The sequence below is a fragment of the Streptomyces gobitricini genome (assembly GCF_039532985.1).
In the GTDB taxonomy this organism is placed as follows: Bacteria; Actinomycetota; Actinomycetes; order Streptomycetales; family Streptomycetaceae; genus Streptomyces; species Streptomyces gobitricini.
On record NZ_BAAASR010000018.1, the window covers coordinates 159,597 to 182,692 of the forward strand.

Genomic DNA, 23,096 nt, shown 5'->3' on the forward strand with positions numbered 1-23,096 from the left:
GCCACCGGATCGGCTCGCGCTCTGGCTCACCGCGCCCCGTGCTGGATACTGTCATGTCCTCACAGAGCAGGAGCGCAAGATGGCTGCAACGGAACGGAGCCCGTCGTTGTTCGTCCGGCCCCTGGGAGCGGTCGAGAACAACCCGACCGCCCTGAAGCTGATCCTGGGCGGCAAGTTGCGCGAACTACGCGTGAGCGCCGGGCTCGACCCGGCGGACGTCGACGACCGCCTCGGCTTCTCACGGTCGAAGACCAGCCGGATCGAGCTGGGCCGCCACGGATGCAAACCCGCTGACGCCGAAGCCCTGTTGCGGCTGTACGGCGTGGAGGACGAGGAACTGGTCACGGAGTTCCAGCGGTTGGTCACCCAGTCGCGCCAGTCCGACTGGTGGCGTTCCTTCAGCGACGTCCTGTCGGACTTCTTCACACCACTGGTCGCCCTGGAGGGAGCGGCCGCGATCATACGCACCTACGAGCCGTTCTACGTGCCGGGCCTGCTGCAGACTCCCGCGTACGCGCGTGCGGTGATCGAGTCGGGCCCCGCCCGGCTCCTCCCCCACGACGTCCGGCGCCGGGTGGACCTGCGGCAGGAACGGCAACGGCAGCTCGACCAGCCGGACGCGCCCCGGCTGTGGGCCGTGATCGACGAGTCGGTACTGATGCGCACGGTCGGCGGCCCCCGGGTGATGCGGGAGCAGCTGGAGCACCTCGCCGCGATGATGCGGCGTCCCCACGTCACCGTGCAGGTGGCACCTTTGGACGTCACCGCGTCCGTGGGCGTGGGTACGGGCGTGACCTATCTGCGGTTCGCGCTCGGCGACCTCAAGGACGCGATCTACATCGAGCACCTGACGGACAGCACCTTCAGCCAGAAACCCCAGTCGGTCGAGCAGTACCGCGACATGCTCGACCGGCTGGGGGCCTGCGCTCTCACGCCGAAGGAATCACTGGTGCTGCTGGAGGAACGGATCCGGCGCTACTCCTGACGGGCGGCGCCGACCCGGGTCACACGATCCGCGCGACGCCGCCCCACTCCACCCACTCGTCGGTCTGCTGGGTGGGGGCGAGGTCGTTGTCGGGGCGCCATGTCGACACCTCCACCAGGCCCGGTTCGAGAATCTCCAGGCCGTCGAGGAACCCGGCGACCTCGTGCTCCTCGCGCACCCGGCCCCAGTGGCCGTCGGTGGCCTCCGCCATGAAGTCGGTGACGAAGGTACGGATCTCCGGACGGTCGCTGACCAGCTGGCACACGACGAGGAAGCTTCCCGGTACCAGGTGTTCGGCGACCCGGCGGACCAGCGCGCCCGGGTCGTCCTCGTCCGGGATGCAGTGCAGCACCGACACGAACAGCGCCGCGACCGGCCGGCTGAAGTCGATGAGCCGCCGGGTCTCCTCGTGGCCGAAGATGCCGTCGGTGTCACGCATGTCGGCCTGGATGACCGCGGTCCGGTCGTTCTCGTCCAGGAGGGCGCGGCCGTGCGCCAGCACGATGGGGTCGTTGTCGACGTAGACGACGCTGGAGGCGGGGTCGACGGCCTGGGCGACCTGGTGGACGTTGTCCTGGGTGGGCAGGCCCGATCCGTGGTCGATGAATTGGCGAATTCCGTACTCCCTGGCGAGCACCCGCACGACCCGTCGCAGGAAGTGCCGGTTGTTCACCGCGAGCGCCTTGGTGCTGGGCACCTGCTTCAGCAGGAGCTCGCACGCCTCGCGGTCGGACTCGTAGTTGTCGCTGCCGCCCAGGAAGAAGTCGTACATGCGCGCCACGCTGGGCACGGTCGTGTCAATTTCGGCGGGGCTCCACAACTCGCGTACCATCCAGTCCTCATCCGCTCGGGTGCCGTCAGATCGGTCGTACGAGAGGCACATGCTAGGGAGAGTCGGCCCGCCGGTACGAAGAATGACCGTAAGAGCGGTCAGGAGGGACGCCTTTCGGCCATTGTGTCAGCGCATGACATTCTCAGGCGTGTCGTGCCAGCGTTCGAGCCGGCGCTGCAGGACCTCCAGCGCTCCGCGCTGGCGTCCGGGCACCCGGCGGCGCAGGGCGATCAGGGCCGGGGCCAGCGCTCGGGCGGCCTCCGGGTCGCGCAGCTGCTCCCACTGGTGGTGGGCACGGTCGACGGCGCCCTCGACCTCGGGGTCGTCCAGGGCCTGTCGGCGCGTCAGCCTCGCCTCCGCGGCGACCAGCCACAGCCGGCAGCTGGCCGCGGGGTCCCCCGCCAGGCGGGCGAGGTCGGCCCGTACCTCCAGCCAGTGGATCGCCTGGGGCGAGCCGGAGCCGTGGGTACGGTGCGCGTGCTGCTCCCAGGCCGCGGCGGCGGCCCCCGCCTCACCGTGCCGGCCGGACTCGGCGGCGGCGAGGATCGACGGCAGCGGATCGGTACCGGTCTCCTGCCGTGCGGGCGGGACCGCCGGTACGGACACGTGCGTGGGCTCGGGCGGGGCGGGCGGCGTCGCGGGCACGTACGCCGACGGCGCGGACGCCGGGGCGGGCGACGGGAAGCCGGCGGCGAACACCAGTGCGCCGAGCGCCGCGCCCGACTGGGGCGCGGTCTGCGCGACGACCTGTTCGTGGAGTGCCGCCAGGGGCGGGCGCGCTCCGCTGCGCCAGATCGCCGCACAGGCCTTGAGGTAGTCGGGGCTCGCGATCGTCCGGCGCCCCGGCGGAGGGGCGACCCGGCCGTACACGCCCACTCCGTGACAGAGGGCGAGCAGGCCCCGGTCCGTGACCAGTCGCCGCCAGGTCGGGTCGTCGGCGACGAGGTCGACGACGACCGTGGTCGTGCCGGGGCGGCGGAGTTTCAGCTCGCCGGCGATCCAGTGCCAGGGCAGGGCGGTGTAGCGCAGCGTGGAGGGTGACGTACGCGCCAGGGCCAGGTGCGGCAGGCACTGCCGGTGGTCGAGGTGGAGCTGCCCGGCGATGTAGAGCGAGAGCGGGCCGGGCGTGGCCACGGCGGCACGGAGGCGGGTGAGCACGGCCTGCGGGTCGAGCGGGTCCGCCAGCTCGACCAGCGTCGCGGACGCCGTGCCGGTCAGCGCGCCCGGCGGTACGGCGGCGAGCGCGGGAAGCACGCCCACCGCGTCGATCAGTCTTCCCTTGCCGACGGGGGCGGCCGCCAGCAGCAGCGCCGTCCCTGCCGTGTCCTCCCTGTCGATCACCACAGCAGCACCGTATCCGCTCTACGGGGTGCCTGACCCCACCGGGTGGCGGGGAGACAGGCGGTGGAGGCGGACCTCGGCCAGCGCGCCCCCGGTGACGACGGCGGTCATGTAGGTGCGGTAGGGCTGGCGCCGGCGGTCGGTGGGCGAGCCGGGGTTGAGCAGCCGGAGCCCGCCGGGGGCCGTGCTGTCCCAGGGGATGTGGCTGTGCCCGAAGACCAGGACGTCGAGGTCGGGGAACCGCTCCTCGCACCGGCGTTCGCGGCCTTGCGCGGGGCCCGTCTCGTGGACGACCCCGAATCGCAGCCCGCCGAGTTCGGCCCGCGCCACCTCGGGCAGCCGGGCCCGCAGCTCGGGGCCGTCGTTGTTGCCGTGGACGCCCAGCAGCCGCGCGGCGCGGGCCTCCAGCAGGTCCAGGGTGGCGACGTCCACCCAGTCGCCGGCGTGCAGCACCACGTCGGCGGTCTCGATGTCCGCCAGGAGCTCCGCGGGCAGGTGCCTGGCCCGCTTGGGCAGGTGGGTGTCGGCGGTCAGAAGCAGTCGCACGGCGCTGGTCGGGTTCACCCCTCAATGGTGCGGGTGGCGGGGCGGGAGTCCGAAGCGGGCGCGCCACGACCCGGGAGCCGGGTGGGCGCGCCAGCCGCGGTCCCACTCCGCCCGGCGCGACGCCGTACCGGTTCCGCGCCCTTCCGCGCCGGACCGGCACGCGAGTGCGGTCAGCACGGCGGTGAGGGCGGCGAGTTCGGTGGGGGTCGGGCGGCCGTGGACGATGCGGAGATGGAGGGGCATTCGTTCATGCTCCGCCGTCCCCTCCCGCCGGAGCATCCGCTGTTCCCCCGTCCGGGGGAACGGAGGGGCCCCGTACGGGCCCGTGGGCCGTGCGGGCGCGACGCCCGGCGCTGGCGTGACGGCGGCGGGTGTGCTCCCGGCGGGCCCGCCGGCCGTCACCCGGGCGGGCGCCGGTCGGTGCGGCACGGAAGGCGGCGGGTGCCCGGGGTCACGCGTCGGCGCCACCGCGGGCGTGGACGGCGCCGCGTCACCGGTTCGGCGTAACCGGGCGGACCTCCTTCGACGCGCGCGACGATCGCCCGTCCCGGATCCTTTGAGTGCAAACGCGACGAAAGGGCTTACCCCATGGCCACGTTGTGCAGACCCGCGGTATCCGTCCCCGAGCACGTGATCACCATGCAGCAGACGCTCGACCTGGCACGGACCATTCACGCGGACCACCCCCAGCTGCAGCTGGCCCTGCGGCTGATGGAGAACACCGGCGTCCAGAAGCGGCACCTCCTGCGACCCATCGAGGAGACGCTGCGGCACGACGGATTCGAGATACGGAACCAGATATACGAGGCCGAGGCCAAGGCCCGGGTGCCCGCGGTCATCAACCGGGCGCTCGAGGACGCGGAACTCCGTGCCTCGGACATCGATGTGATCATCTACGTCTCGTGCACCGGCTTCATGATGCCGTCGCTCACGGCGTGGCTGATCAACACCATGGGCTTCCGCAGCGACACCCGCCAGGTGCCCATCGCCCAGCTCGGCTGCGCGGCGGGCGGCGCGGCGATCAACCGGGCGCACGACTTCTGCACCGCCTACCCGGAGGCGAACGCGCTCATCGTGGCGTGCGAGTTCTGCTCGCTGTGCTACCAGCCGACCGACCTCGGCGTCGGGAACCTGCTCTCCAACGGCCTGTTCGGCGACGGCCTCGCGGCCGCCGTGATGCGGGGCCAGGGCGGTACGGGCGTGACGCTGGAGCGCAACGGCTCGTACCTGGTTCCCGAGACGGAGGACTGGATCGCGTACGACGTGCGCTCCACCGGCTTCCACTTCAAGCTCGACAAGCGGGTGCCCGGCACCATGGAACCCCTGGCGCCGGCGCTCAAGGAACTGGCCGGACAGCATGGCTGGGACGCCTCCGACCTGGACTTCTACATCATCCACGCGGGCGGCCCGAGGATCCTGGACGACCTCAGCACCTTCCTGGGTGTGCCCGCCGAGGCGTTCCGCTTCAGCCGGGCCACGCTGACCGAGTACGGGAACATCGCGAGCGCCGTCGTCCTGGACGCGCTGCGGCGGCTGTTCGACGAGGGGAGCGCGCACCCCACGGCGCGCGGTCTGCTCGCCGGCTTCGGTCCCGGCATCACGGCCGAGATGTCGCTGGGCCGCTGGACCGTCTCCGACCGAACGTCCGAACGCCTCGACACCGGTGTGATCAAGGACGTGCCCGACCGAGTCCTCGTGGAGGAACCGACCCGTGTTGGATGAGACGACGACCACGGCCGCACTGCCCCCCGTGCGCCACTGGCCCGCCCTGGACCTGTTCGGGGTGGAGTTCGACCCGGTGCTCGCGGAACTCATGCGCGAGGGCCCGGTCACCCGGATCAAGTTGCCCAACGGTGAGGGCTGGGCCTGGCTCGTGACGCGGTACGACGACGTCAGGGCGGTGACGAACGATCCGCGCTTCAGCCGCAAGCTGGTCGTCGACAACGACGTCACGCGACTGGCTCCGCACTTCATCCCGGTCGACGGGGCGGTGGGGTTCGAGGATCCGCCCGACCACACGCGGCTGCGCAGGGCGGTGGCGCCTGCCTTCACCACGCGGGGCGTGGAGCGGCTGCGCGAGCGGGCCCGGCGGATGCTGGACGAGCTTGTCGAGGAGGTGCTGGCCGACGGGCCGCCGGCCGACTTCACCGAGCGTCTGCTGGGGCCGTTCCCGCTGGCCGTGGTGTGCGAGCTGATGGGCGTCCCGCCGATCGACCGGCCGCGGATGCACGAGTGGACGAACCTGATCCTGTCGTCCGCCCACGGGGTCGAGCGCAGCCAGCGGGCCAAGGAGGACATGTGCGCCTACTTCGCCGACCTGCTGAGCCAGCCGCGTGACGACGGAGACGGTGACGGCGACGAGGAGAGCGTCATCGGGCTGCTGGGGACGGCCGTGGCGAACGGGGAGATCACGGCCTCCGAGGCGGTGGGGCTCGCGCTGCTGATCCAGATCGGCGGCGAGGCGGTCACCAACAACTGCGGCAACATGCTCTTCGTCCTGCTCACCCACCCCGAGCACATGGCGCGGCTGCGCGCGGAGCCGGACACGCGCCCGCGCGCCATCGACGAGCTGCTGCGGTACATCCCGCACCGAAGCGCCGTCGGCCTGTCCCGCATCGCCCTGGAGGACGTGACGGTGGCGGGAGTGCGGATCCGGGCAGGCGAGCCGGTCTACGTCTCGTACCTGGCGGCCAACCGTGACCCGGACGTCTTCCCCGCGCCGGAGTCGCTGGACTTCGACCGGAGTCCCAATCCGCACGTGGCGTTCGGGTACGGGCCGCACTTCTGCGTGGGCGCCATGCTCGCCCGGATGGAGTCCGAACTGCTGGTGGACGCCTTCCTGGACCGGTTCCCCGGTCTTCGCTTCGCCGTCCCGGTCGAGGAGGTGCGGTTCCGCCGCGGAGCGCTCATCCGCGGCCCCGAGTCCCTTCCGGTGACCTGGTGACCGCGCATCAGGGGGCGCCGGCCGCTCTGCTGGCCGACGCCCCCGACGGGCTGCTGGTGCCGAAGGGCCACGGCCGTACGCTCCGGTCGCCCGCGCAGGAGGTCACCTTCAAGGTGACCGGTGAGCACTCCCGGGCCGCGTCGAGCTTCGAGGTGCTGGTCCCCCCGGGGTTCGACGTGGGCGCCCATGTGCACACCCGCAGCGAGGAGCTGTTCTACATCCTCGACGGGGAGCTGGACGTCCTGGCCTTCGAGCCGCGGGTACGGACGGGCGACGACTGGCGGCACTGGGAGTCACCGTCCGGCCGCCGCACCGTCCGGGCGACGCCGGGCACGGTGATCGTGGTCCCGCCGGGCTGTCCGCACGCCTTCGCCAACCGTACGGACCGGCCCGCCAGGATGTTCTTCCAGGCATCCCCTCCCCCGGACCACGAGCGGTACTTCGAGGAGCTCATCGAGATCCTCGACCGGGACGGGCCCCCGGACCACGCGGCGATCGCCGCGCTGCGCGGCCGCTACGACATCGAGCAGCTCACGCCGTTGCGGCACGACGCGGACCGGGGGCCGGTGACCGCCCCCTGAGGCTCAGGCGGCGGGATCGGCTCAGGCGGCGGCGGGGAAGCGGTCCCAGACGCGGTGGCGGCCGAGGAGCCGGGTGATCTCCGCGAGGACGCTCTCCCCGCTGTCGCCGGTCACCACGCCGGGGGCTCCGGCCGGTACGCCGGCCGCTTCCAGGACGCTCCCGGCGCCCGCCCAGCCGCCGATGGCCTTGGCGTGCCGGTAGGCCTCGGAGATCATCATGAGGAGGCGGGGGTCGAGGACGGTGCCCCCCTGTCCGGCGTCGCCGGCCTTGGCGTCCCGCGCGCCGTACGCGTCGCTGCCCGGTGCGGGCACTCCGGCGAGGATCAGGGCGTCGAACTCGATGGAGCGCGCGGTGGCGAACGTGCGCTGCACGGTGACGGGATCGGAGCCGTCCGCACCGATCTTCCCGCCCGCCGGAGCGATGACCAGCGGCACCATGCCCGCGTCCAGGACCGCCTGGCGGACGGTCCGGACACCGTCGAGGTCGCCGTCGCCGTCCGCGACGATACCGATGACGCGGCCGTCGGCGGGCCACTCCTGCCCGACCTGGGACAGCGCGGGGCTCGGCATGACGTCGGCCGGCGGCTGGGTGGGTTCGGGCGCGGGCAGGCCGAGGCCCTCGGCGACCCGGGCGCACAGCTCGGAGTCGATGTTGGCGAGCGCCTGGAGCTGGCGCTCCTTGACGGCGTTGTCGTAGCACTTGCCGAGCTCGAAGGTGTACGCGGTGATGATGTGCTCCCGCTCGACGGGGGACATGCTGAGCCAGAACAGCCTGGCCTGGCTGAAGTGGTCGTCGAAGCTGGCCGGGGCCTCCCGTACCTTGCGGGCGGCGGGCACCTCGACCGGGGTCTCGATGTACGCGCCGGTGTCGGCGCCGGCGAAGAAGGGGCAGCCGCCGTCCAGGGAGTTGGGCTTGTACGGGGCCACACCGCTGTGCACGGCCTGCTGGTGGAAGCCGTCGCGGAGCATGTCGTTGACCGGGGCGTGCGGGCGGTTGATGGGGAGCTGGTTGAAGTTGGGGCCCGCCAGCCGGGTGATCTGGGTGTCCAGGTAGGAGAAGAGACGCCCGGCGAGCAGCGGGTCGTCGGTGACGTCGATGCCGGGGACGAGGTGTCCGACGTGGAAGGCGACCTGCTCGGTCTCCGCGAAGAAGTTGCTCGGGTTGCGGTTGAGGGTGAGCAGTCCGATGGGCTGCACCGGGGCGAGCTCCTCGGGGACGATCTTCGTCGGGTCCAGCAGGTCGATGCCCTCGAAGGTCTGCTCGGGGGTGTCGGGGAAGGTCTGGATGCCCAGCTCCCACTGCGGGTACGCGCCGGCCTCGATCGCGTCGGCCAGGTCGCGGCGGTGGAAGTCGGGGTCGACACCGCCGGTGATCTGCGCCTCCTCCCACAGCTGGGAGTGCACGCCGAGCTTCGGCTTCCAGTGGAACTTGACCAGGGTGGTGGCTCCCGCCGCGTCGACGAGACGGAAGGTGTGGACGCCGAAGCCCTCCATGGTGCGGTACGAGCGCGGGATGCCGCGGTCGGACATGTTCCACATGGTGTGGTGCTGGGCCTCGGTGTGCAGCGAGACGAAGTCCCAGAAGGTGTCGTGGGCGCTCTGGGCCTGCGGGATCTCCCGGTCGGGGTGCGGCTTGCCGGCGTGGATCACGTCGGGGAACTTGATGGCGTCCTGGATGAAGAAGACCGGGATGTTGTTGCCGACGAGGTCGAAGACGCCCTCCTCGGTGTAGAACTTCGTGGCGAAGCCCCGGGTGTCGCGGACGGTGTCCGCCGAGCCGCGCGATCCGAGGACGGTGGAGAAGCGTACGAAAACCGGGGTCTCCGCGCCCTTGCGCAGGAACGCGGCCTTGGTGACGCCCTCGGCGGTGCCGTACGCCTGGAACACCCCGTGCGCGCCGGCGCCGCGGGCGTGGACGACGCGCTCCGGGATGCGCTCGTGGTCGAAGTGCATGATCTTCTCGCGCAGGTGGTGGTCCTGAAGGAGGACCGGGCCCCGGGGGCCCGCCTTGAGCGAGTGGTCGGTGTCGGGCAGCCGGGCGCCCTGGGCGGTGGTGAGGTACGGGCCGTCCTGGGCGCGGGACTGCGGCGGGTTGCCGGTGTGACGGCCGGTGGGCGAGTACGGTGCGGGCTCGCCCTGGTCCGGCTTGGGCGGCAGCGGCCCGCGTACCTCGGTGGGCTCGTCGACCTGGGCGGGTTCCGGGGCGGGGGCCCCGGGGACGCCTTCGGCCGGGCCGCCGTCGTGGAGGGGCGCGGTGAGCTTTTCGGCGGCGGCCTTCAGCGGATTGGGGTTCGGCATGCTTCCTCCGTGGTCGGGACTGGGACTCCTCAGCCATGACCGTCGCGGGGCGGGGCGTAACGGATGCGCGGCATACGTCCGCCCATCGGCACACAGCGGCCCGTCGGCACTGGTCACCGGTCCGGCAGCGGTCATGGCAGCCCAGGTACCCCCATGTCGTTGCGGGAAGCACGGACTTTGGTCATCTGTTCGGCCACCGCCGGTGGTGTCAGCGCTCCAGCTGCCGGTGGGCGGTCTCGGGCAGCCTCAGGTACACGGTGGCCGACACCAGACACAGGGCGGACACGTACCAGGGGAACAGACCGGGGCGGCCCAACTCCGTGAGCAGCGTCCCCACGTAGGGAGCCGTCCCGCCGAAGACGGCCACGGTCAGCGAGTACGGGAACCCGATGCCGGCGGCCCGCACGCGCGCGGGGAAGATCTCCGCGTTGACCGCGGCGGAGACCGAGGTGAAGCCGGTGAGCAGGACCATGCCCGCGCACTGGACCAGGAGCAGCGAGCCGAAGGAGTCCCCGACGGAGCGCAGCAGGGGCACGGCGAGGAGGGCGAAGCCGACTCCGAAGAACAGCAGCAGCGGTTTGCGGCCACAGCGGTCCGACAGCAGTCCGCCGATCGGCTGGAGCAGCGCGAAGAAGCCGAGTGCGAGCGTTCCGGCGAGCAGCGCGTCGGCCTTGTCGACGCCGGCGTTGAGCTCGGCGTACGTGGGCAGGTAGGAGGTCCAGGTGTAGTAGGCGAGGGTGCCGCCGGCCGTGATGCCGCAGACCAGCAGGGAAGCGCGCGGGTGGTGGCGCAGTGCGTCGAGGAGCCCGGGGCGGGGGTGGCCGGGGCTTTCCGACGGAGACCGGAGCGTCTCCTCGGCTCCGCGCCGGATCCAGAAGCCGACGAGGCTCAGGGCCGCTCCGAGGATGAACGGTACGCGCCACCCCCAGCCCCGCATCTGCTCCTCCCCCAGGCCGCTGACGAGTGCGGCGGCGACGCCGGAGGCGGCCAGCTGGCCGATGGTGGTGGAGACGTACTGGAAGCTGGAGAACAGGCCGCGCCTGCCGGGTCCGGCCGACTCGACGAGGAAGGTGGTGGAGGCGGCGAACTCGCCGCCGACGGATAAGCCCTGGAGGAGCCGCGCGGCCACCAGGACCACCGGGGCGAGGACCCCGGCCGCGGCGTACGTCGGTGTCAGACCGACCAGGAGGCTGCTGCCGCCCATCAGCAGGATGGTGACCGTCAGCGCCGTGCGCCGGCCGTGCCGGTCGGCGACGGCGCCCATCAGCAGCCCGCCGACGGGCCGCATGAAGAACCCGACCGCGAAGACGGCGAACGTGGACAGCAGGGGGACCAGGGAGTTCCCGGACCCCTCGGGGAAGATCTGGCCCGCGATGTAGGTGGCGAGGAAGGTGTAGGCGTACCAGTCGTACCACTCGACGGCGTTGCCCACGGAGGCGGCGAGCAGTTGCCGGGCGGGGCGGCGGGCCGCCGCCGGCGCCGGTGCGGAAGTCTCTGTCATGATCACGGCCATCCCCGGCGAGGCGGCCCCGCACACGCGACGGGCGCCACGGCTTTGCGTGGTCCCCCGCGCCCCCGGCTGACCGCCTGTGGAGGCCGCCCGTGGCGATCCTCCCGGTGGACCGCACCCACCACGTGGGACCGGCCTGCCCGCGTGCGGGGGTGGGATCGGTGTGATCGCTACCGCGGCGGGTAGCCGGGCAGGCATGCTCAAGCATCGGCGTGTACGGGTGGCCTGCGTATTCCTGCTCGGTTGGGTGTCACTGGCCGCCGTCGAACGGTGGGCGGAACAGGCGCCCTGGCCCACAGCGGTGACGCATGGGGTGTTGTGGTCGGCCGTGTTGGCGGGCACCTGGTGGTTCGTCGAGATGACGCAGGGGCGGTCGTCCGGAGAGGCCACCGCGCTCACGGTGGGCAAAGCTTCCCCGAGCGGCGGACCCCTGGGGAAGGGGGCAGGCGCGAGTCCGCCCGCCTCGGCTGCCGAGAGCTCCAAGGACGACGTCGGATAGCGCGCCGCCCGCCCACGGCATCGAGCGCCATGGCCGGCTCCGGGCGCGCTCGCCGGCACCCGTCGTGAAGTTACGGCGGCTCGACGGGTCCGCCAGTCGCGGCACCCGCGGACCGGTGAGGGGCGTGCGGGGCACTCTGGTCGGGTCCGGCGTCTGCCGGTGCCTCCGGACGGCAGACGTGCACGCCTCGTGAGACCCCGTTGGGCGCTGTTCCTCCGGGGCGCCGAGGGATCCTGTCGCGGTATCGGCAGGCGGCAGAACACGAGCGCCGCAATCCACGACGCCGGGACGGAACCAGATCTCCGCGCGCCCGGTGTGCCTGCCCCGGCGCGTCTTCACCGTCCCCCTGGGGCGGGCCGACGCGAGGAACCGCGAAGGCGGTACCGGGCTGGGCTGTCACCCAGTGGCTGTACCCCGGCGCCTTCGCGGTCACGCCCCGAAGCCGTTGGAGGTCCCCGTCGGCTCCGGGCCAAGCCGGTTGTGACGGACTGCGCGGTCAGCGCATGTCGCCGTACCCACCGTGCTTACCGTCGTCGTGCTTACCGCCGTGCTTGCCGTCGTCGTGCTTACCGCCGTCGTGGCCCTTCTTCGAGCCACCGTCGTTGATGCAGGTGTTGCCGAAGGCCGGGTTGAGCAGACCCACGATGTTGATCGTGTTCCCGCAGATGTTGATCGGGATGTGGATCGGCGCCTGGAGGATGTTCCCGGACAGAACACCCGGGGAGCCTACGGCCGCCGCATCGGCGTTGGCGTCCGCGCTGGCCGCGCCGGCGCCGCCGATGAGGACGGTACCGGCGGTGGCGGCAACAGCGACCGCCCTCTTCATACGTGACATCGCGATCTCCTTGGAGACGAAAACCTGCCGCGATTCCGCGGCGTGGACGGACCGACAACGTCAGGAACCCACCCGAAGTCACGCGCATGCGGCCAAACCGGTGAAAGGGTCGTTTGCTGGATCTCCGCGGCGGTGTCCACGGCTCGGTCACCACCGTGCGTCAGCCGCCGTGCGTCCTGCTCTTGGAGGGCGAAGCAGCGAGGTGGCCGGGAGCCGGACTGTCGCCGGCCGGCGCCGATGAGGTGTGGAGCTTGATGGTGTCGGCGAGCAGGTCCCTGGTGTGCTCCGGGCTGAGCGCCTGGGCCTGGAGGTGGGCGTACGTCGTGCTGTAGTGCCGGACGTCGGACGGTTTCTCCAGGTAGAGGTCGCTGGTGAACTTCTCCAGGTAGACCACTGTCTGACGGTTGTCGGGAAAGCACAGGAGGGAGAACTGTCCCAGGAGTCCGGGGTGGGCGCCCGCCGCGTGCGGGAGGACCTGCACGGTGATGTGCGGCTCGGTGCTCAGTGCGTGCAGGTGCTCCAGTTGCTCGCGCATGATCTCCCGGCTGCCGACGACGCGCCGCAGGGTCGACTCGTCCAGCACGGCCCACAGACTCAGGCGACGGGCGGGGTCGTAGATCCGGTGCTGACGGCGGAGCCGGACCTTCAGACGAGCGGCGGACTGTTCGACAGTGACCTGGGGGATCGTCTCGTCGATGACCGCGGCCGCGTAGGCGGGAGTCTGCAGCAGGCCCGGGACCACCATGGGCTCGTAGGTACGGATGGAGGCGGCCTCCGCCTCCAGGCCGACATACACGCTGTGGGGGATGTCGCCGTAGGCGTACCACCAGCCCTGCCGGCCCGACTCCCTGGCCAGCTCCATCAGGAAGTCGACGACACCCTGGTCGGTGACCCCGTAGAGCCGGCACAGATCTCGCACATCACGGGCGCTGACGGCACGGCGGCCGGTCTCCATGTGACTGACCTTGGCCTGGGAGATCAGTAAGCGCGCCGCCACCTGCGTACCGGTCAGGCCGCTGGCCAGACGGAGCCGCCGCAACTCCGCTCCCAGGCGCCGTCCCCTGACGGTGGGATTGCTGTTCGCCGCCACCGGCGGTGTACCTCCTGCTCCGATCCACTCTGTACCGCCAGCAGGTTGGCATGCCGCACCGACTGTTGATCACCCGCCGTGCCGCCGGATCCGAGGACGGCAGAAACGGACTGTGACCGTGTAATTTGCCCCCGGCGATGCCCCGGGCAGACCAGTGCCGCGCGGTACGCCGGCCGGTGTCCCCGCCCCGCACTCGCCGTCCACGCCGCCACCATGGGCGCCGGCGACAGCGTGAACAGCCGGCCCGGGGAAGCCTCCGCCCCGGGAGTCCACCGTCGTGCCGGAGCACGCCAGGGACCAGGGCCGCATCGAAAGTGGGTGCGGCGACGGACGTGCCGTAGTACTTCTGGGGAGACCAGAGACACGTTTGTTCTCGATCGGAGTCATCGATGGCTGTTCGCCGTGTCGTGCCCAACATCCAGTCGGAGGCTGCGCAGGAGAGCCGGGAGTTCTATGGCCTGCTGGGCTTCGAGGAGGTCATGAACCACGGCTGGATCATGACGCTCGCCTCCCCGTCCGTCCCGGCAGCGCAGGTCAGCGTCATGACCAGTGACAAGACCGCGCCTGTCACCGCCGACATGAGCGTCGAGGTGGACGACGTGGATGCGGCTTACGCGGTCATGCGGCAGAGCGGTGCGGAGATCCTGCACCCCCTACAGGATGAGGAGTGGGGCGTACGGCGGTTCTTCGTCCGCGATCCCAGCGGACGGGTGGTCAATGTGCTGGGCCACCGCTGACAGCCTCTCCCGCACCCTGGTGAAGGTGCTGGTCACTGCCATCTGTCAAGAGTTGTCCCGCAACCGATCTTGGCTGAAGGTGGTTGGTCAGGGCTGGATCCTGGTTGACTGCCGGCCCTGACGCGGTGCCGTCATGAACCGCCGCTTCCGTGCCGCGGCCTCTCGCCTTCGAGCACGCAGTCGCCGCAGAATCCGTTCCCAGGGACCCGGTAGTAGAGGCAGCAACTGTTGCGGCGGTAGGCGAGGGGGTCGACGGTGAGGACGCCCGCACTCGCGAGCGGTTCCCGCGCCAGCAGGGCGGCGGCGACCGGGAGCGGTGACCGCGGGGCGTCCGGGACGCGGGCGAGCAGCACCCGTACGGCGCCGACGAGCGCGGAGGCGGTGTTGCCGTGCAGGATCCTGGGCGAAAGGCCGAAGTCCCGCCGGAGGGCGTCGCCCAGCGGCAGCAGATGCCGTACGACGACGGTCTCGTACAGCGCGGCGGGCAGGTCCCCGGCGGTCGCGGCGGGCACCTGCGGAAGCCAGAGCTCGATCGGGCCGGACTCCGGGGTGCGCCACCACACCCGCTCGGGTGTCAGGTCCGTGGCCCGGCCGGTCAGTGTGGCCGTGGCGAGCGCGACGGACCACAGGCGGGCGGCCGTGCCGATGTGGAGCGTCGAGGCCGCGACGCGCCGCTGGTCGGTGCCGAGCCGGCGGGCCGTCTCCGCCACGTACGCCGCCAAGGGCGCCGGGTCGTGGTGGAGCGCGGTGAACGGCCGGAAGTCGCCGGCGTCGGCACGTGGGCCGCTGGACACGGCGAAGTAGGGGCCGACGGCGGCGACCCTGACGAGCGTGCCGTCGGTCACCGTCTGCGCACCGTGCGGGCCGGGTAGTGGCCGTGCCGGGGGTGGCGCGCCGGTGACGCGGGTGACGCCGGGGCGCGCGGAAGAGGGTGGGGGTGGGCACACAGGTGCCACCGTCCTCTCTCGGGGAGATCCGCCCCGGTACGTCGGGGTGCGACGGCGTGAGTCTCCTGACTCGGGATCGACGCTCCCCCGGTCTTCCCAGCCCCTGGGGGACGGTGACCGTGGCGGGTTCGCTCCCCCTTCACAGTGGCGGTACCGTGCCGGATTCCCACCGGCTTCCTCGTTCCGCCGTCGCGGGCCAGGTGGCAGGATCCCAGACGGGCCGTATACCGCGCCAGGGCTTTCCACCGCTACGGCCAGAAACAGGCCGACGGCGGCCATGGCCCTGTCGTGGCGGGTGGCACCTTCCCAGGGGCGCACGGTTCCGGCCATGCGCCCTTTCACCCGTCCGCCACATTTACGTAAGATCATCTGGTCATCACCGCGACGGGAGACAGGAAGCCGGTGCGATTCCGGCACGGTCCCGCCACTGTGACCGGGGAGTGCACCCCTTCAGTACGCCACTGCGCACCGCGCGGGAAGGCGGGGGGAACGTCGATCCGGGAGTCAGGACACTGGCCTGTCGCGGGCCCGTTCCGAGGAGCGCGGACTCCCCAGGAGGCTTTACGTGTACGACGGCACGCCCCGTCCTGTCTCTCCCCCGCCCGTTTCCCGCCGCCGCGCCCTGCGCGCCGCGGCCGTCTCGCTCGCCCTGTCCACCGCCCTGCTGGCCGGCTGCGCCGCGGGCACCGGTTCCGGGCACCGGCCGAAGGCGGAGTCGTCACCGGTCAAGGGCTTCCCGGTCACCGTCGACAACTGCGGCACCAGCACCACCTACCGGAAGCCGCCCGCCCGTGTGGTCACCATCCACCAGCACCCCGCCGAGCTGATGCTGGCCCTCGGGCTGAAGGACCGGCTGGTCGGCACGGCGTTCCCCGACTCGGCAGTCCTTCCGCACCTGAGAAAGGACTACGAGGCGGTCCCCGAACTGGCGAAGAAGGAGCCGTCCTTCGAGACCGTCCTCGACGCCGAGCCCGACTTCGTCTACGGCGGCTACGGCAGCGCGTTCGCCGAGAACGAGGGGCGGTCGCGCACGGCGTTCGCGGACGCCGGCATCGACACCTACCTGAACCGGGAGTACTGCGGCAAGAAGCAAGTGTCGATGAAGGACACCTACGACGAGATCCGCACGATCGGCTCCGTGTTCGGGGTGCCGGAGCGGGCCGACCGGCTGGTGGCCGACCTCCGGGGCCGCGTCGACAGGGCGGCGGCGGCCGTGAAGGGTGCGCCGGCCGTGCCGGTGTTCGTCTACGACAGCGGTGACAAGGCGGCGTTCACCGCCGGCGGCAAGAGCCTCGGCACCGAGATCATCAGGCTCGCCGGCGGACGGAACGTCTTCGCCGACCTCGACGACGTCTTCGGCGACGCGTCCTGGGAGCAGGTCGTCGCCCGGAAGCCCGAGGTCATCGCGATCTACGACTACGCGGGCGCCGGAAGCGTCGAGCAGAAGAAGAAGTTCCTGCTCTCCCTGCCGGCTCTCGCCGACGTCCCCGCCATCAGGAACAAGCGCTTCGTCGTACTGCCGCTGACCGCGACCCTGATCGGCGTCCGCCCGCCGTACGCGGTCGAGGGCCTCGCACGCGCGCTCCACCCCGAGCGGTTCCGGTGACGGCGACCGCGCCGGCCGAGGCGGCCTCCCGCTCCGCGTCCGTCGGCAGGAGCGACGCACCAGGGCCACGGCGTGCTCCTTTCGCCCTGGTTCTGGGGGTACTCGGCGTCGCCCTCGCACTCTCCGCCGTCGCGGGAATGGCCATCGGCTCGGTGCACGTGCCGCCCGGCGAGGTGTGGGGCATCGTGACGCACGCCCTGGGTCTGGACCGGCACGAACCGGTCTGGTCACGGGCGCGCGAGACGATCGTCCTCGATGTACGGGCGCCGCGCGTGCTGCTCGGGGCGCTGGCGGGAGCGGGGCTGGCGGTGGTGGGTTCGGCCATGCAGGCGTTGGTGCGCAACCCGCTCGCGGAACCGTACCTGTTGGGGGTGTCCTCCGGGGCGTCGCTGGGTGCCGTCGCGGTTCTCGTCTTCGGAGTGAGCCTGTTCGGTCCGGTTTCGCTGTCGGTCGCCGCCTTCGCCGGGGCGTTGCTGACGCTGTTGCTCGTGTACACCACGGCACGGACCGGCGGGCGGATCACGTCGACGCGCCTGGTGCTGTCCGGGGTGGCTTTCGCCGCCGTACTCACCGCGGTGATGGACCTGCTGCTGCTGACCAGCGACCGTGGCAACGAGGCGCGAGCGGTGCTCGCCTGGACCCTCGGCGGTCTCGGCGGCGTGCGGTGGGGCACGCTGTGGCTGCCCGGCGCGGCGGTGCTGCTCGGGGTCGGTGTCCTGCTGGTCCAGGCGAGGCCCCTGAACCTGCTGCTGGCCGGCGAGGAGTCCGCCACCACGCTGGGGCTGGACGTGAGCCGGTTCCGGGCCCGCATGTTCGTCCTGCTGTCCCTGGTCACCGGGGTCCTGGTCGCGGCCGCCGGGCCCATCGGCTTCGTCGGGCTGATCATGCCGCACATCGTGCGTCTGTTCGTGGGCGGGGACCATCGCCGGGTGCTGCCCACGGCGGCGCTCGCCGGGGCGGTGTTCCTGATCTGGGCCGATATCGCCGCGCGTACGGTCGCCGCACCCATGGAGATCCCCGTCGGGGTGCTGACGGCCCTGTGCGGCGGGCCGTTCTTCCTGTGGCTGTTGCGCCGGGACGCCCGGCGGAACGCGGACCAAGGAGTGGGATGAGCGCGGCCGAGCTCGTCGCCGAGGGCGTCACGCTCACCGCCGGCGCCCGCCGTCTGGTGCGGGACGTCTCGCTGACCGCCCGCCCCGGCGAGGTGATCGGGCTGGTCGGCCCCAACGGCAGCGGCAAGTCCAGCCTCCTGCGCGCCGTCTACCGGGTCCTGCGCCCCGACGCCGGGCACGTCCGTGTCGACGGCGCCGATGTCTGGTCGTCGCCGGTGCGCCGGCTCGCCCGCACACTGGCCGCCGTGGTGCAGGAGTCCGGCGCCGACTTCGACCTGAGCGTGCGGGAGGTCGTCGCCATGGGCCGCACCCCGCACAAGCGGCTGCTCGACGGGGACACCGCCGAGGACGCCCGGCTGATCGAGCGCGCCCTGGAGGCGGTGGACGCGGCGGGGCTCGGGGACCGCCCCTTCGACCGGCTGTCCGGAGGGGAACGGCAGCGCGTGCTGATCGCCCGCGCCCTCACCCAGCAGCCATCCCTGCTCGTCCTGGACGAACCCACCAACCACCTGGACGTCCGCCACCAGTTGGACGTCCTCGGTCATCTGCGGGCACTGCCGGCCACCGTCCTGCTGGCGCTGCACGACCTCAACCTGGCCGCGTACTACTGCGACCGGCTCTACGTTCTGCGCGACGGCGAGGTGACCGCGTCCGGTCCGCCCGCCGAGGTGCTCACCCCCCGGCTGCTGGCCGAGGTGTACGGGGTGACGGCAGAGGTCGCGGTGCACCCGCGCACGGGGGCGCCGCAGGTCACCTTCCTGCCAAGCGGCACGGCCGGGCCGCGTGCGGCCGGGCCACGTGCGGGCGGGCCGGATCGTTCCGGTTCGTGATCGCGCGGGACCGCGGTGGGCCGCCCGCCGGGCCGGCGAGGCAGAGGGCGACCTGACCGATCGGTACGGCCGCGGCCGGCCCGCCGGTCCCCGGGCCGTACCTGCCCCGCACGGAGGTGCCGGCGAGCGCGCCCCCCGCCCGAGGGCCCCACTCGGGGATGCCCCTCCCGGGAGCGCCGCCCCGTCGGGCACGGCTCGGAGGGGGTTCCCGGGACAGGCGGCCGGGCCGCCGGCGGGCCATGACGGCCGCCTCCCGGGGCCGACCGGGCCGTCGGCGGGCCGCCGCGGCCGGGACAGGGCAGAATCGGGTGTTCCAGGGGCCGGTGACGCCGCGGGGAGAGGTACACGACGTGGACGACGACCGCAGCCGGGGACGCGGGGTGTTCGGTGTGCGCACCGGCTCTCTGCGGGCGATGCGGGTGCTGCGGCACGCCGCGGCCGCCGTCGGTTCCGTCACCGCCGCCCGCAGCCGGCTGGAGTGGCTCAACGAGGCCGGCGACCTCATCGGTACCACGCTGGATCTGGGCCGGACCGCCCAGGAACTCGCCGACTTCACCGTGCCCAGGATGGCGGACGGCGCGGCGGTGGACCTGCTGGACTCGGTGCTGCGCGGAGGCGAGGGCGATCGGGTGGGCGGCGTCGGCGTCCCGTTGACCCGCGCCATGGCCGTATCCGTGGTCGACCGGCTGCGGCACCTGGAGCCGGACCCCGTCGGTGAGCTGACCACCGTCCAGCCGACGCCCAAGTACGTCTACCAGTGTCTGACCGCCCGCCGGCCGGTGCTGGTGAGCCGGATCGCACCGGACCAGTACGAGTCCATCGCTCCGAGCCCGCGCGCGGCACGCCTCATGCGCCGATCGGGTGTGCACAGCTACATGGCCGTGCCGCTCATCGCCCGCGGGGTGCTGCTCGGAGCCGCCGACTTCGTACGCGCAGGCGGCAGGCCCTCCTTCACCCCCACCGACCTGGCACTGGCCTGGGAGCTCGCCTCGAAGGCGGCGGTGTACATCGACAACGCCCGGCTCTACAGCCGCGAACGCGAAACGGTCGTCACCCTCCAGCGCGCCCTGCTGCCACGGACCGCTCCCTCCACGCCGGGCCTGTACGTGGCCTCCAGCTACCGGCCCGCCGTCGACCCGAGTGGAGTGGGCGGAGACTGGTTCGACGTGGTCCCCCTGCCCAGCGGCCGCACCGCGCTGGTCGTCGGGGACGTCATGGGCCACGGCCTGGCGGCGGCCGCGACGATGGGGCGGCTGCGCTCCGTCGCCCGTACTCTGCTCGGTCTCGACATCGCGCCGGAACGGGTGCTGGCGCGGCTGGACCTCGCCGCACGTGACCTGGAGGAGGATCAGGTCGCCACCTGTCTGTGCGCCGTGTACGACCCGGCCGAGGGGACGTTCCGGCTGGCCAGCGCCGGGCATCTGCCGCCTCTGCTGATCGGCGCCACCGGCGAGCCGTCGTTCATGGACGTGCCCCCGGGCGCACCGCTGGGTGCCGGCGTCATCCCCTACGACCCGGTGACGGCGCGGGTGCCCGAGCGCAGCCGGCTCATGCTGTACACCGACGGTCTGGTCAAGAGCCGGAGCGACGACATCGAGACACAGCTGGGGCGCCTGCGCGAGGCGGTCCGGGGCCCGCTGCCCGCCCTGGCCGACAGCTGTGCCGTGCCGGGGATGAGGCTCGACGGCGGGGCGGGACGGCGGTTCGACGACGCGGTCGTCCTCGTCGCCGAAGCGGGGGCCTTCGCCGAGGGCGAGATGTTCGTACGCTCCCTTCCGTCGGACGGCTCGGCCGCCGGGGAGGCGCGCCGGCTGGTCCGGGCGCAGTTGGAGAGCTGGTCGCTGCCCGAGCTGGTGGACGTCACGGAGCTGGTGGTGAGCGAGCTGGTCGGCAACGCGCTCCGTTACGGTGGCGGCCCGAACCAGCTCCGGCTCGTCCGCCACGACCGGCTCTGTGTGGAGGTGTCGGACACCGGCCCCGATCTGCCGCAGATCCAGCACGCGCCGCTCAGCGCCGAAGGCGGGCGGGGCCTGCAACTGATCAACATGCTCTGTCGCCGCTGGGGCTCGTGCCGGACGCCGACGGGCAAGGTCGTCTGGGCCGAACAGGACATCGCCGGAACGGCCGCCACGTAGTCCGGCGATCCGTCGAGCAGTGTCGTGACCGCTGTGGCCACTTCCTCGGCTTCTGCCCGCCGACCCGCCCGCTTCTTCACGGCCGCCTTCAGCGGCGGCTCGGCGCCGTTGGAGCACCGCTCGGTCCGCGCGGCGGCATCGGCCCCGAGCCGTCCCAGCACCACTGTCGGGTGCGGCGATCCCGCTCCGGCCGCGTGTGCGCGGGGGCAGCAGGGCGCGTGCCACTACCGGTAGCGGGCCCGCGGGGCGGCCGGCTCTTCAGGGGAAACGGTTCTTCGCCGGTCGCCGGTCGCCGGCCGTGCCTGCGCCGGGGTGCCCGGTCGGCGCGTACCGTCCGCCGAACCGTGCGAGCGGTGGCGCTTGCCGCCTCCGGCCGTCTGCCTCTCCGCCTCGCCGTCGCGCGGAACGGGGGCGTCGGGAGGGATGACAGCCCTCCGCCGCGTGGCGGAGGCCGGCGCCGCGGATCTCCTTCCGGCGCGGCTCCAGACCTGCCCTCGGGGCCGACGCCCTGGTGGCCCCAAGCCGACAGCATGGTGCGCATGACCACCACTCCCCCTGTACGGACCGTTCCCGCGCCTCCTCGCTGGGCGGTCCGCGCCGCACATGTCGTCCCGCTCCTCGTCCTGCCGTCGGGCGTCTGGCGCCTCTTGCTGGCGGCCGGCCACCGCGGCGGTCACACCGAGGCCGGGTACGAGGCCTTGGGCGCCACCGGCTGGGGAGCGGTGTACGTGGTGGCGCTGAGCGTGGCCGGCGAGGTGCTGGCGCTGCTGACGCTGGGCCTGGTCAGTCCCTGGGGCGAGGTCCTTCCGCCTTGGGTCCCCCGGTTCGGCGGCCGACGTATTCCCCCGTCGGCCGCCGTCGTCCCGGCCGCTGTCGGCTCCGTGGCGCTGACGCTCCTGTGGACACCGTTCGTCCTGTGGTGGGCGGTGCCCCACCCCGGTATGACGCCGCTCGGGGGCACCGTCGCGGGGTTCCTCTACCTGCCGCTGGTGGCCTGGGGGCCGCTGCTCGCCGCCGTCACCGTGTCGTACCACCGCCGGCGTCGCGGCGTGCCCGCCTGACCGGCCGGCCCGACCCGCCGGCGGCGTTCAGTCCCCCTCGGTCTCGGTCTTCTGCTGCATGGCCGTGTACGCGAACTGCAGGGCGTCCGCCCCGGCCAGCGCGGTCAGGGCACCCGTGACCGTACGGGTGGCCCGGGGCCACAGAAGTCCCGCACCGGTGAGCGTGGACACCGTCCATACGCTCACACAGAAGGGGCACGTCAGCAGGCTGCCCACCACTCCCCTGGCGCCGTCGCGGGGCTTCTCCTCCAGCTCGGCCGGGCCCTGCGGCCCCTCGTACTCCGTGAACGGGGCCCGCAGCGGACTGAGCACGGAGCCCTTGCTGACCAGCCGGCTCAGCCGGAACGTCGCGACCGACGTGAGCAGCAGGTCCAGGGGCTCCGGCCGGGCCGGAAGCGATCGCCCGCTCCACCGGACAGCCCCGGCCCACGCCGCGGCGTAGCCACCGAAGGCCGCCAGGGCGGCGGCGTGCCCGCCCAGCGGCGGCGGGTCTCCCCCGTCCGCGTAGGTGCGGCTCACCCTCCGGACCATGCGTGCGATCGTTTTCGCCATGTGCGCCTCCTCCCGTGCCCTTGTGCCCACTCCCCGCCACGCTATGGCGCCCCAGGTGCAACGGCGCGGCGACGGCCTGTCCGCGCCGCCCGCCCACGGGCACGGCAAGGCCCCGGCACCAGGGCGCCGGGGCCTTCCTCCTCGCGGGTCGAGCGGGGGCGGCTCGGCCCGTTCACTCCATGGGGCCGGGTCCACCGCGGGACCGGGTGCGGGTGCGGCCGGCACGGCGGCCGGCCATCGCCGCCCCGGCCATCGCCAGGCCGAGCAGCAGAGCCACGGCGCCGACGATGACGTTGTTGACCACACTGCGGGTCGTGTCGACGTTACCGGCCACGACCCAGGGGGAGACGATGGTCCAGGCGCCGATGGCGCACGCGGACCAGGCCATGGCGTGGGTCCGCTCGTACGCCGAGCCGAACCCGCCCATGCACAGGGCATACGCGATACCGGTGATCAGGTTGGAGATGGCGAGAGCCGTGAGGCCGCTGAAACCGGCGATCCACGGCGAGGCCGCCAAGTAGAGACCCGTGAGAAGAGCCAGGGCCTCGATCGCCTGGGCACGGGGGGTGCTGGTCGCCCGTTCGAACCGAGAGCGCATCTCGGCGAGATCGGGGTGTTGCTCGATGTTCGGGTGGGTGGTCATTGGGGGCCCGCC

General features: G+C 72.5%; 21 protein-coding genes and 2 riboswitches. Of the genes, 10 read left to right on the forward strand and 11 right to left on the reverse strand.

Features of this window, described 5'->3' with window-relative positions; all coding sequences use genetic code 11:
* Positions 1-79 precede the first annotated feature (79 nt).
* Positions 80-985 (forward strand): helix-turn-helix domain-containing protein, encoded by a 906-nt coding sequence (locus ABD347_RS16150; RefSeq protein ID WP_344361617.1) that lies wholly within the window; start codon positions 80-82, stop codon positions 983-985.
* Between the two features lie 19 nt (positions 986-1,004).
* On the opposite strand, the gene ABD347_RS16155 is transcribed toward ABD347_RS16150, so the two are convergent.
* The 4 genes from ABD347_RS16155 to ABD347_RS16170 form a co-directional block, all read right to left on the reverse strand.
* The gene (locus ABD347_RS16155) at positions 1,005-1,817 is read right to left on the reverse strand and encodes an SAM-dependent methyltransferase (protein ID WP_344361619.1); all 813 of its coding nucleotides are present in this window, start codon (positions 1,815-1,817) and stop codon (positions 1,005-1,007) included.
* A 126-nt stretch (positions 1,818-1,943) separates the two neighbouring features.
* The gene (locus tag ABD347_RS16160) at positions 1,944-3,161 is read right to left on the reverse strand and encodes a hypothetical protein (protein WP_344361622.1); all 1,218 of its coding nucleotides are present in this window, start codon (positions 3,159-3,161) and stop codon (positions 1,944-1,946) included.
* An 18-nt stretch (positions 3,162-3,179) separates the two neighbouring features.
* A complete protein-coding gene (locus tag ABD347_RS16165) occupies positions 3,180-3,704 on the reverse strand; it encodes a metallophosphoesterase family protein (protein ID WP_344362362.1) in 525 nt (174 codons plus the stop codon).
* Positions 3,705-3,725: 21 nt separating this feature from the next.
* Positions 3,726-3,947: an acyl-CoA carboxylase subunit epsilon gene (locus tag ABD347_RS16170; protein ID WP_344361625.1), complete on the reverse strand. Its 222-nt coding sequence runs from the start codon at positions 3,945-3,947 to the stop codon at positions 3,726-3,728.
* A gap of 294 nt (positions 3,948-4,241) precedes the next feature.
* On the opposite strand from ABD347_RS16170, the gene ABD347_RS16175 reads away from it, so the two are divergent.
* The 3 genes from ABD347_RS16175 to ABD347_RS16185 are packed head-to-tail and all read left to right on the forward strand — an operon-like array spanning position 4,242 to position 7,229.
* Positions 4,242-5,426 (forward strand): type III polyketide synthase, encoded by a 1,185-nt coding sequence (locus tag ABD347_RS16175; RefSeq protein WP_344362364.1) that lies wholly within the window; start codon positions 4,242-4,244, stop codon positions 5,424-5,426.
* Positions 5,419-6,648 (forward strand): cytochrome P450, encoded by a 1,230-nt coding sequence (locus tag ABD347_RS16180; protein WP_425575683.1) that lies wholly within the window; start codon positions 5,419-5,421, stop codon positions 6,646-6,648. Before ABD347_RS16175 ends, ABD347_RS16180 begins: the two co-directional genes overlap by 8 nt.
* On the forward strand, positions 6,645-7,229 hold the full coding sequence (locus ABD347_RS16185; RefSeq protein ID WP_344361630.1) for a cupin domain-containing protein: 585 nt from the start codon (positions 6,645-6,647) through the stop codon (positions 7,227-7,229). Before ABD347_RS16180 ends, ABD347_RS16185 begins: the two co-directional genes overlap by 4 nt.
* Positions 7,230-7,250: 21 nt before the next feature.
* Here ABD347_RS16185 and ABD347_RS16190 read toward each other — a convergent pair whose 3' ends face one another.
* From ABD347_RS16190 to ABD347_RS16205, 4 genes are all read right to left on the reverse strand, one after another.
* Positions 7,251-9,527, reverse strand: a complete 2,277-nt coding sequence (locus ABD347_RS16190; RefSeq protein ID WP_344361633.1) for a catalase — start codon at positions 9,525-9,527, stop codon at positions 7,251-7,253.
* A 208-nt stretch (positions 9,528-9,735) separates the two neighbouring features.
* Positions 9,736-11,028 carry an MFS transporter gene (locus tag ABD347_RS16195; RefSeq protein WP_344361636.1) on the reverse strand — a complete coding sequence of 431 codons (1,293 nt, stop codon included), beginning with the start codon at positions 11,026-11,028 and terminating at the stop codon, positions 9,736-9,738.
* A 1,004-nt stretch (positions 11,029-12,032) separates the two neighbouring features.
* Complete coding sequence (locus ABD347_RS16200; RefSeq protein ID WP_344361638.1) at positions 12,033-12,371, reverse strand: chaplin; 339 nt, start codon at positions 12,369-12,371, stop codon at positions 12,033-12,035.
* Positions 12,372-12,531: 160 nt separating this feature from the next.
* Positions 12,532-13,461: a helix-turn-helix domain-containing protein gene (locus tag ABD347_RS16205; RefSeq protein ID WP_344361640.1), complete on the reverse strand. Its 930-nt coding sequence runs from the start codon at positions 13,459-13,461 to the stop codon at positions 12,532-12,534.
* A gap of 389 nt (positions 13,462-13,850) precedes the next feature.
* On the opposite strand from ABD347_RS16205, the gene ABD347_RS16210 reads away from it, so the two are divergent.
* A complete protein-coding gene (locus ABD347_RS16210) occupies positions 13,851-14,198 on the forward strand; it encodes a VOC family protein (protein WP_344361641.1) in 348 nt (115 codons plus the stop codon).
* 131 nt (positions 14,199-14,329) lie between these two features.
* Here ABD347_RS16210 and ABD347_RS16215 read toward each other — a convergent pair whose 3' ends face one another.
* Positions 14,330-15,043 (reverse strand): (2Fe-2S)-binding protein, encoded by a 714-nt coding sequence (locus ABD347_RS16215; protein WP_344361643.1) that lies wholly within the window; start codon positions 15,041-15,043, stop codon positions 14,330-14,332.
* Between the two features lie 138 nt (positions 15,044-15,181).
* Positions 15,182-15,351, reverse strand: a riboswitch (cobalamin riboswitch).
* A 147-nt stretch (positions 15,352-15,498) separates the two neighbouring features.
* Positions 15,499-15,680, forward strand: a riboswitch (cobalamin riboswitch).
* Positions 15,681-15,710: 30 nt separating this feature from the next.
* Here ABD347_RS16215 and ABD347_RS16220 point away from each other — a divergent pair.
* The 5 genes from ABD347_RS16220 to ABD347_RS16240 all read left to right on the forward strand — a co-directional run bounded on the left by ABD347_RS16220 (position 15,711) and on the right by ABD347_RS16240 (position 21,889).
* Entirely contained in the window at positions 15,711-16,751 is a 1,041-nt protein-coding gene (locus ABD347_RS16220) for an ABC transporter substrate-binding protein (protein WP_344361646.1), read from the forward strand.
* Entirely contained in the window at positions 16,748-17,863 is a 1,116-nt protein-coding gene (locus ABD347_RS16225; RefSeq protein ID WP_425575666.1) for a FecCD family ABC transporter permease, read from the forward strand. Before ABD347_RS16220 ends, ABD347_RS16225 begins: the two co-directional genes overlap by 4 nt.
* A complete protein-coding gene (locus tag ABD347_RS16230) occupies positions 17,860-18,693 on the forward strand; it encodes an ABC transporter ATP-binding protein (RefSeq protein ID WP_344361647.1) in 834 nt (277 codons plus the stop codon). The genes ABD347_RS16225 and ABD347_RS16230 overlap by 4 nt, the downstream gene beginning before the upstream one ends.
* 413 nt (positions 18,694-19,106) lie before the next feature.
* Positions 19,107-20,828, forward strand: a complete 1,722-nt coding sequence (locus ABD347_RS16235) for an ATP-binding SpoIIE family protein phosphatase (protein ID WP_344362367.1) — start codon at positions 19,107-19,109, stop codon at positions 20,826-20,828.
* Between the two features lie 539 nt (positions 20,829-21,367).
* Positions 21,368-21,889 carry a hypothetical protein gene (locus ABD347_RS16240; RefSeq protein ID WP_344361649.1) on the forward strand — a complete coding sequence of 174 codons (522 nt, stop codon included), beginning with the start codon at positions 21,368-21,370 and terminating at the stop codon, positions 21,887-21,889.
* A gap of 27 nt (positions 21,890-21,916) precedes the next feature.
* On the opposite strand, the gene ABD347_RS16245 is transcribed toward ABD347_RS16240, so the two are convergent.
* Together ABD347_RS16245 and ABD347_RS16250 are read right to left on the reverse strand one after the other, a co-directional pair.
* On the reverse strand, positions 21,917-22,441 hold the full coding sequence (locus tag ABD347_RS16245; RefSeq protein WP_344361651.1) for a DUF1360 domain-containing protein: 525 nt from the start codon (positions 22,439-22,441) through the stop codon (positions 21,917-21,919).
* 172 nt (positions 22,442-22,613) lie between these two features.
* Positions 22,614-23,084 carry an SPW repeat protein gene (locus ABD347_RS16250; RefSeq protein WP_344361653.1) on the reverse strand — a complete coding sequence of 157 codons (471 nt, stop codon included), beginning with the start codon at positions 23,082-23,084 and terminating at the stop codon, positions 22,614-22,616.
* Positions 23,085-23,096 lie beyond the last annotated feature (12 nt).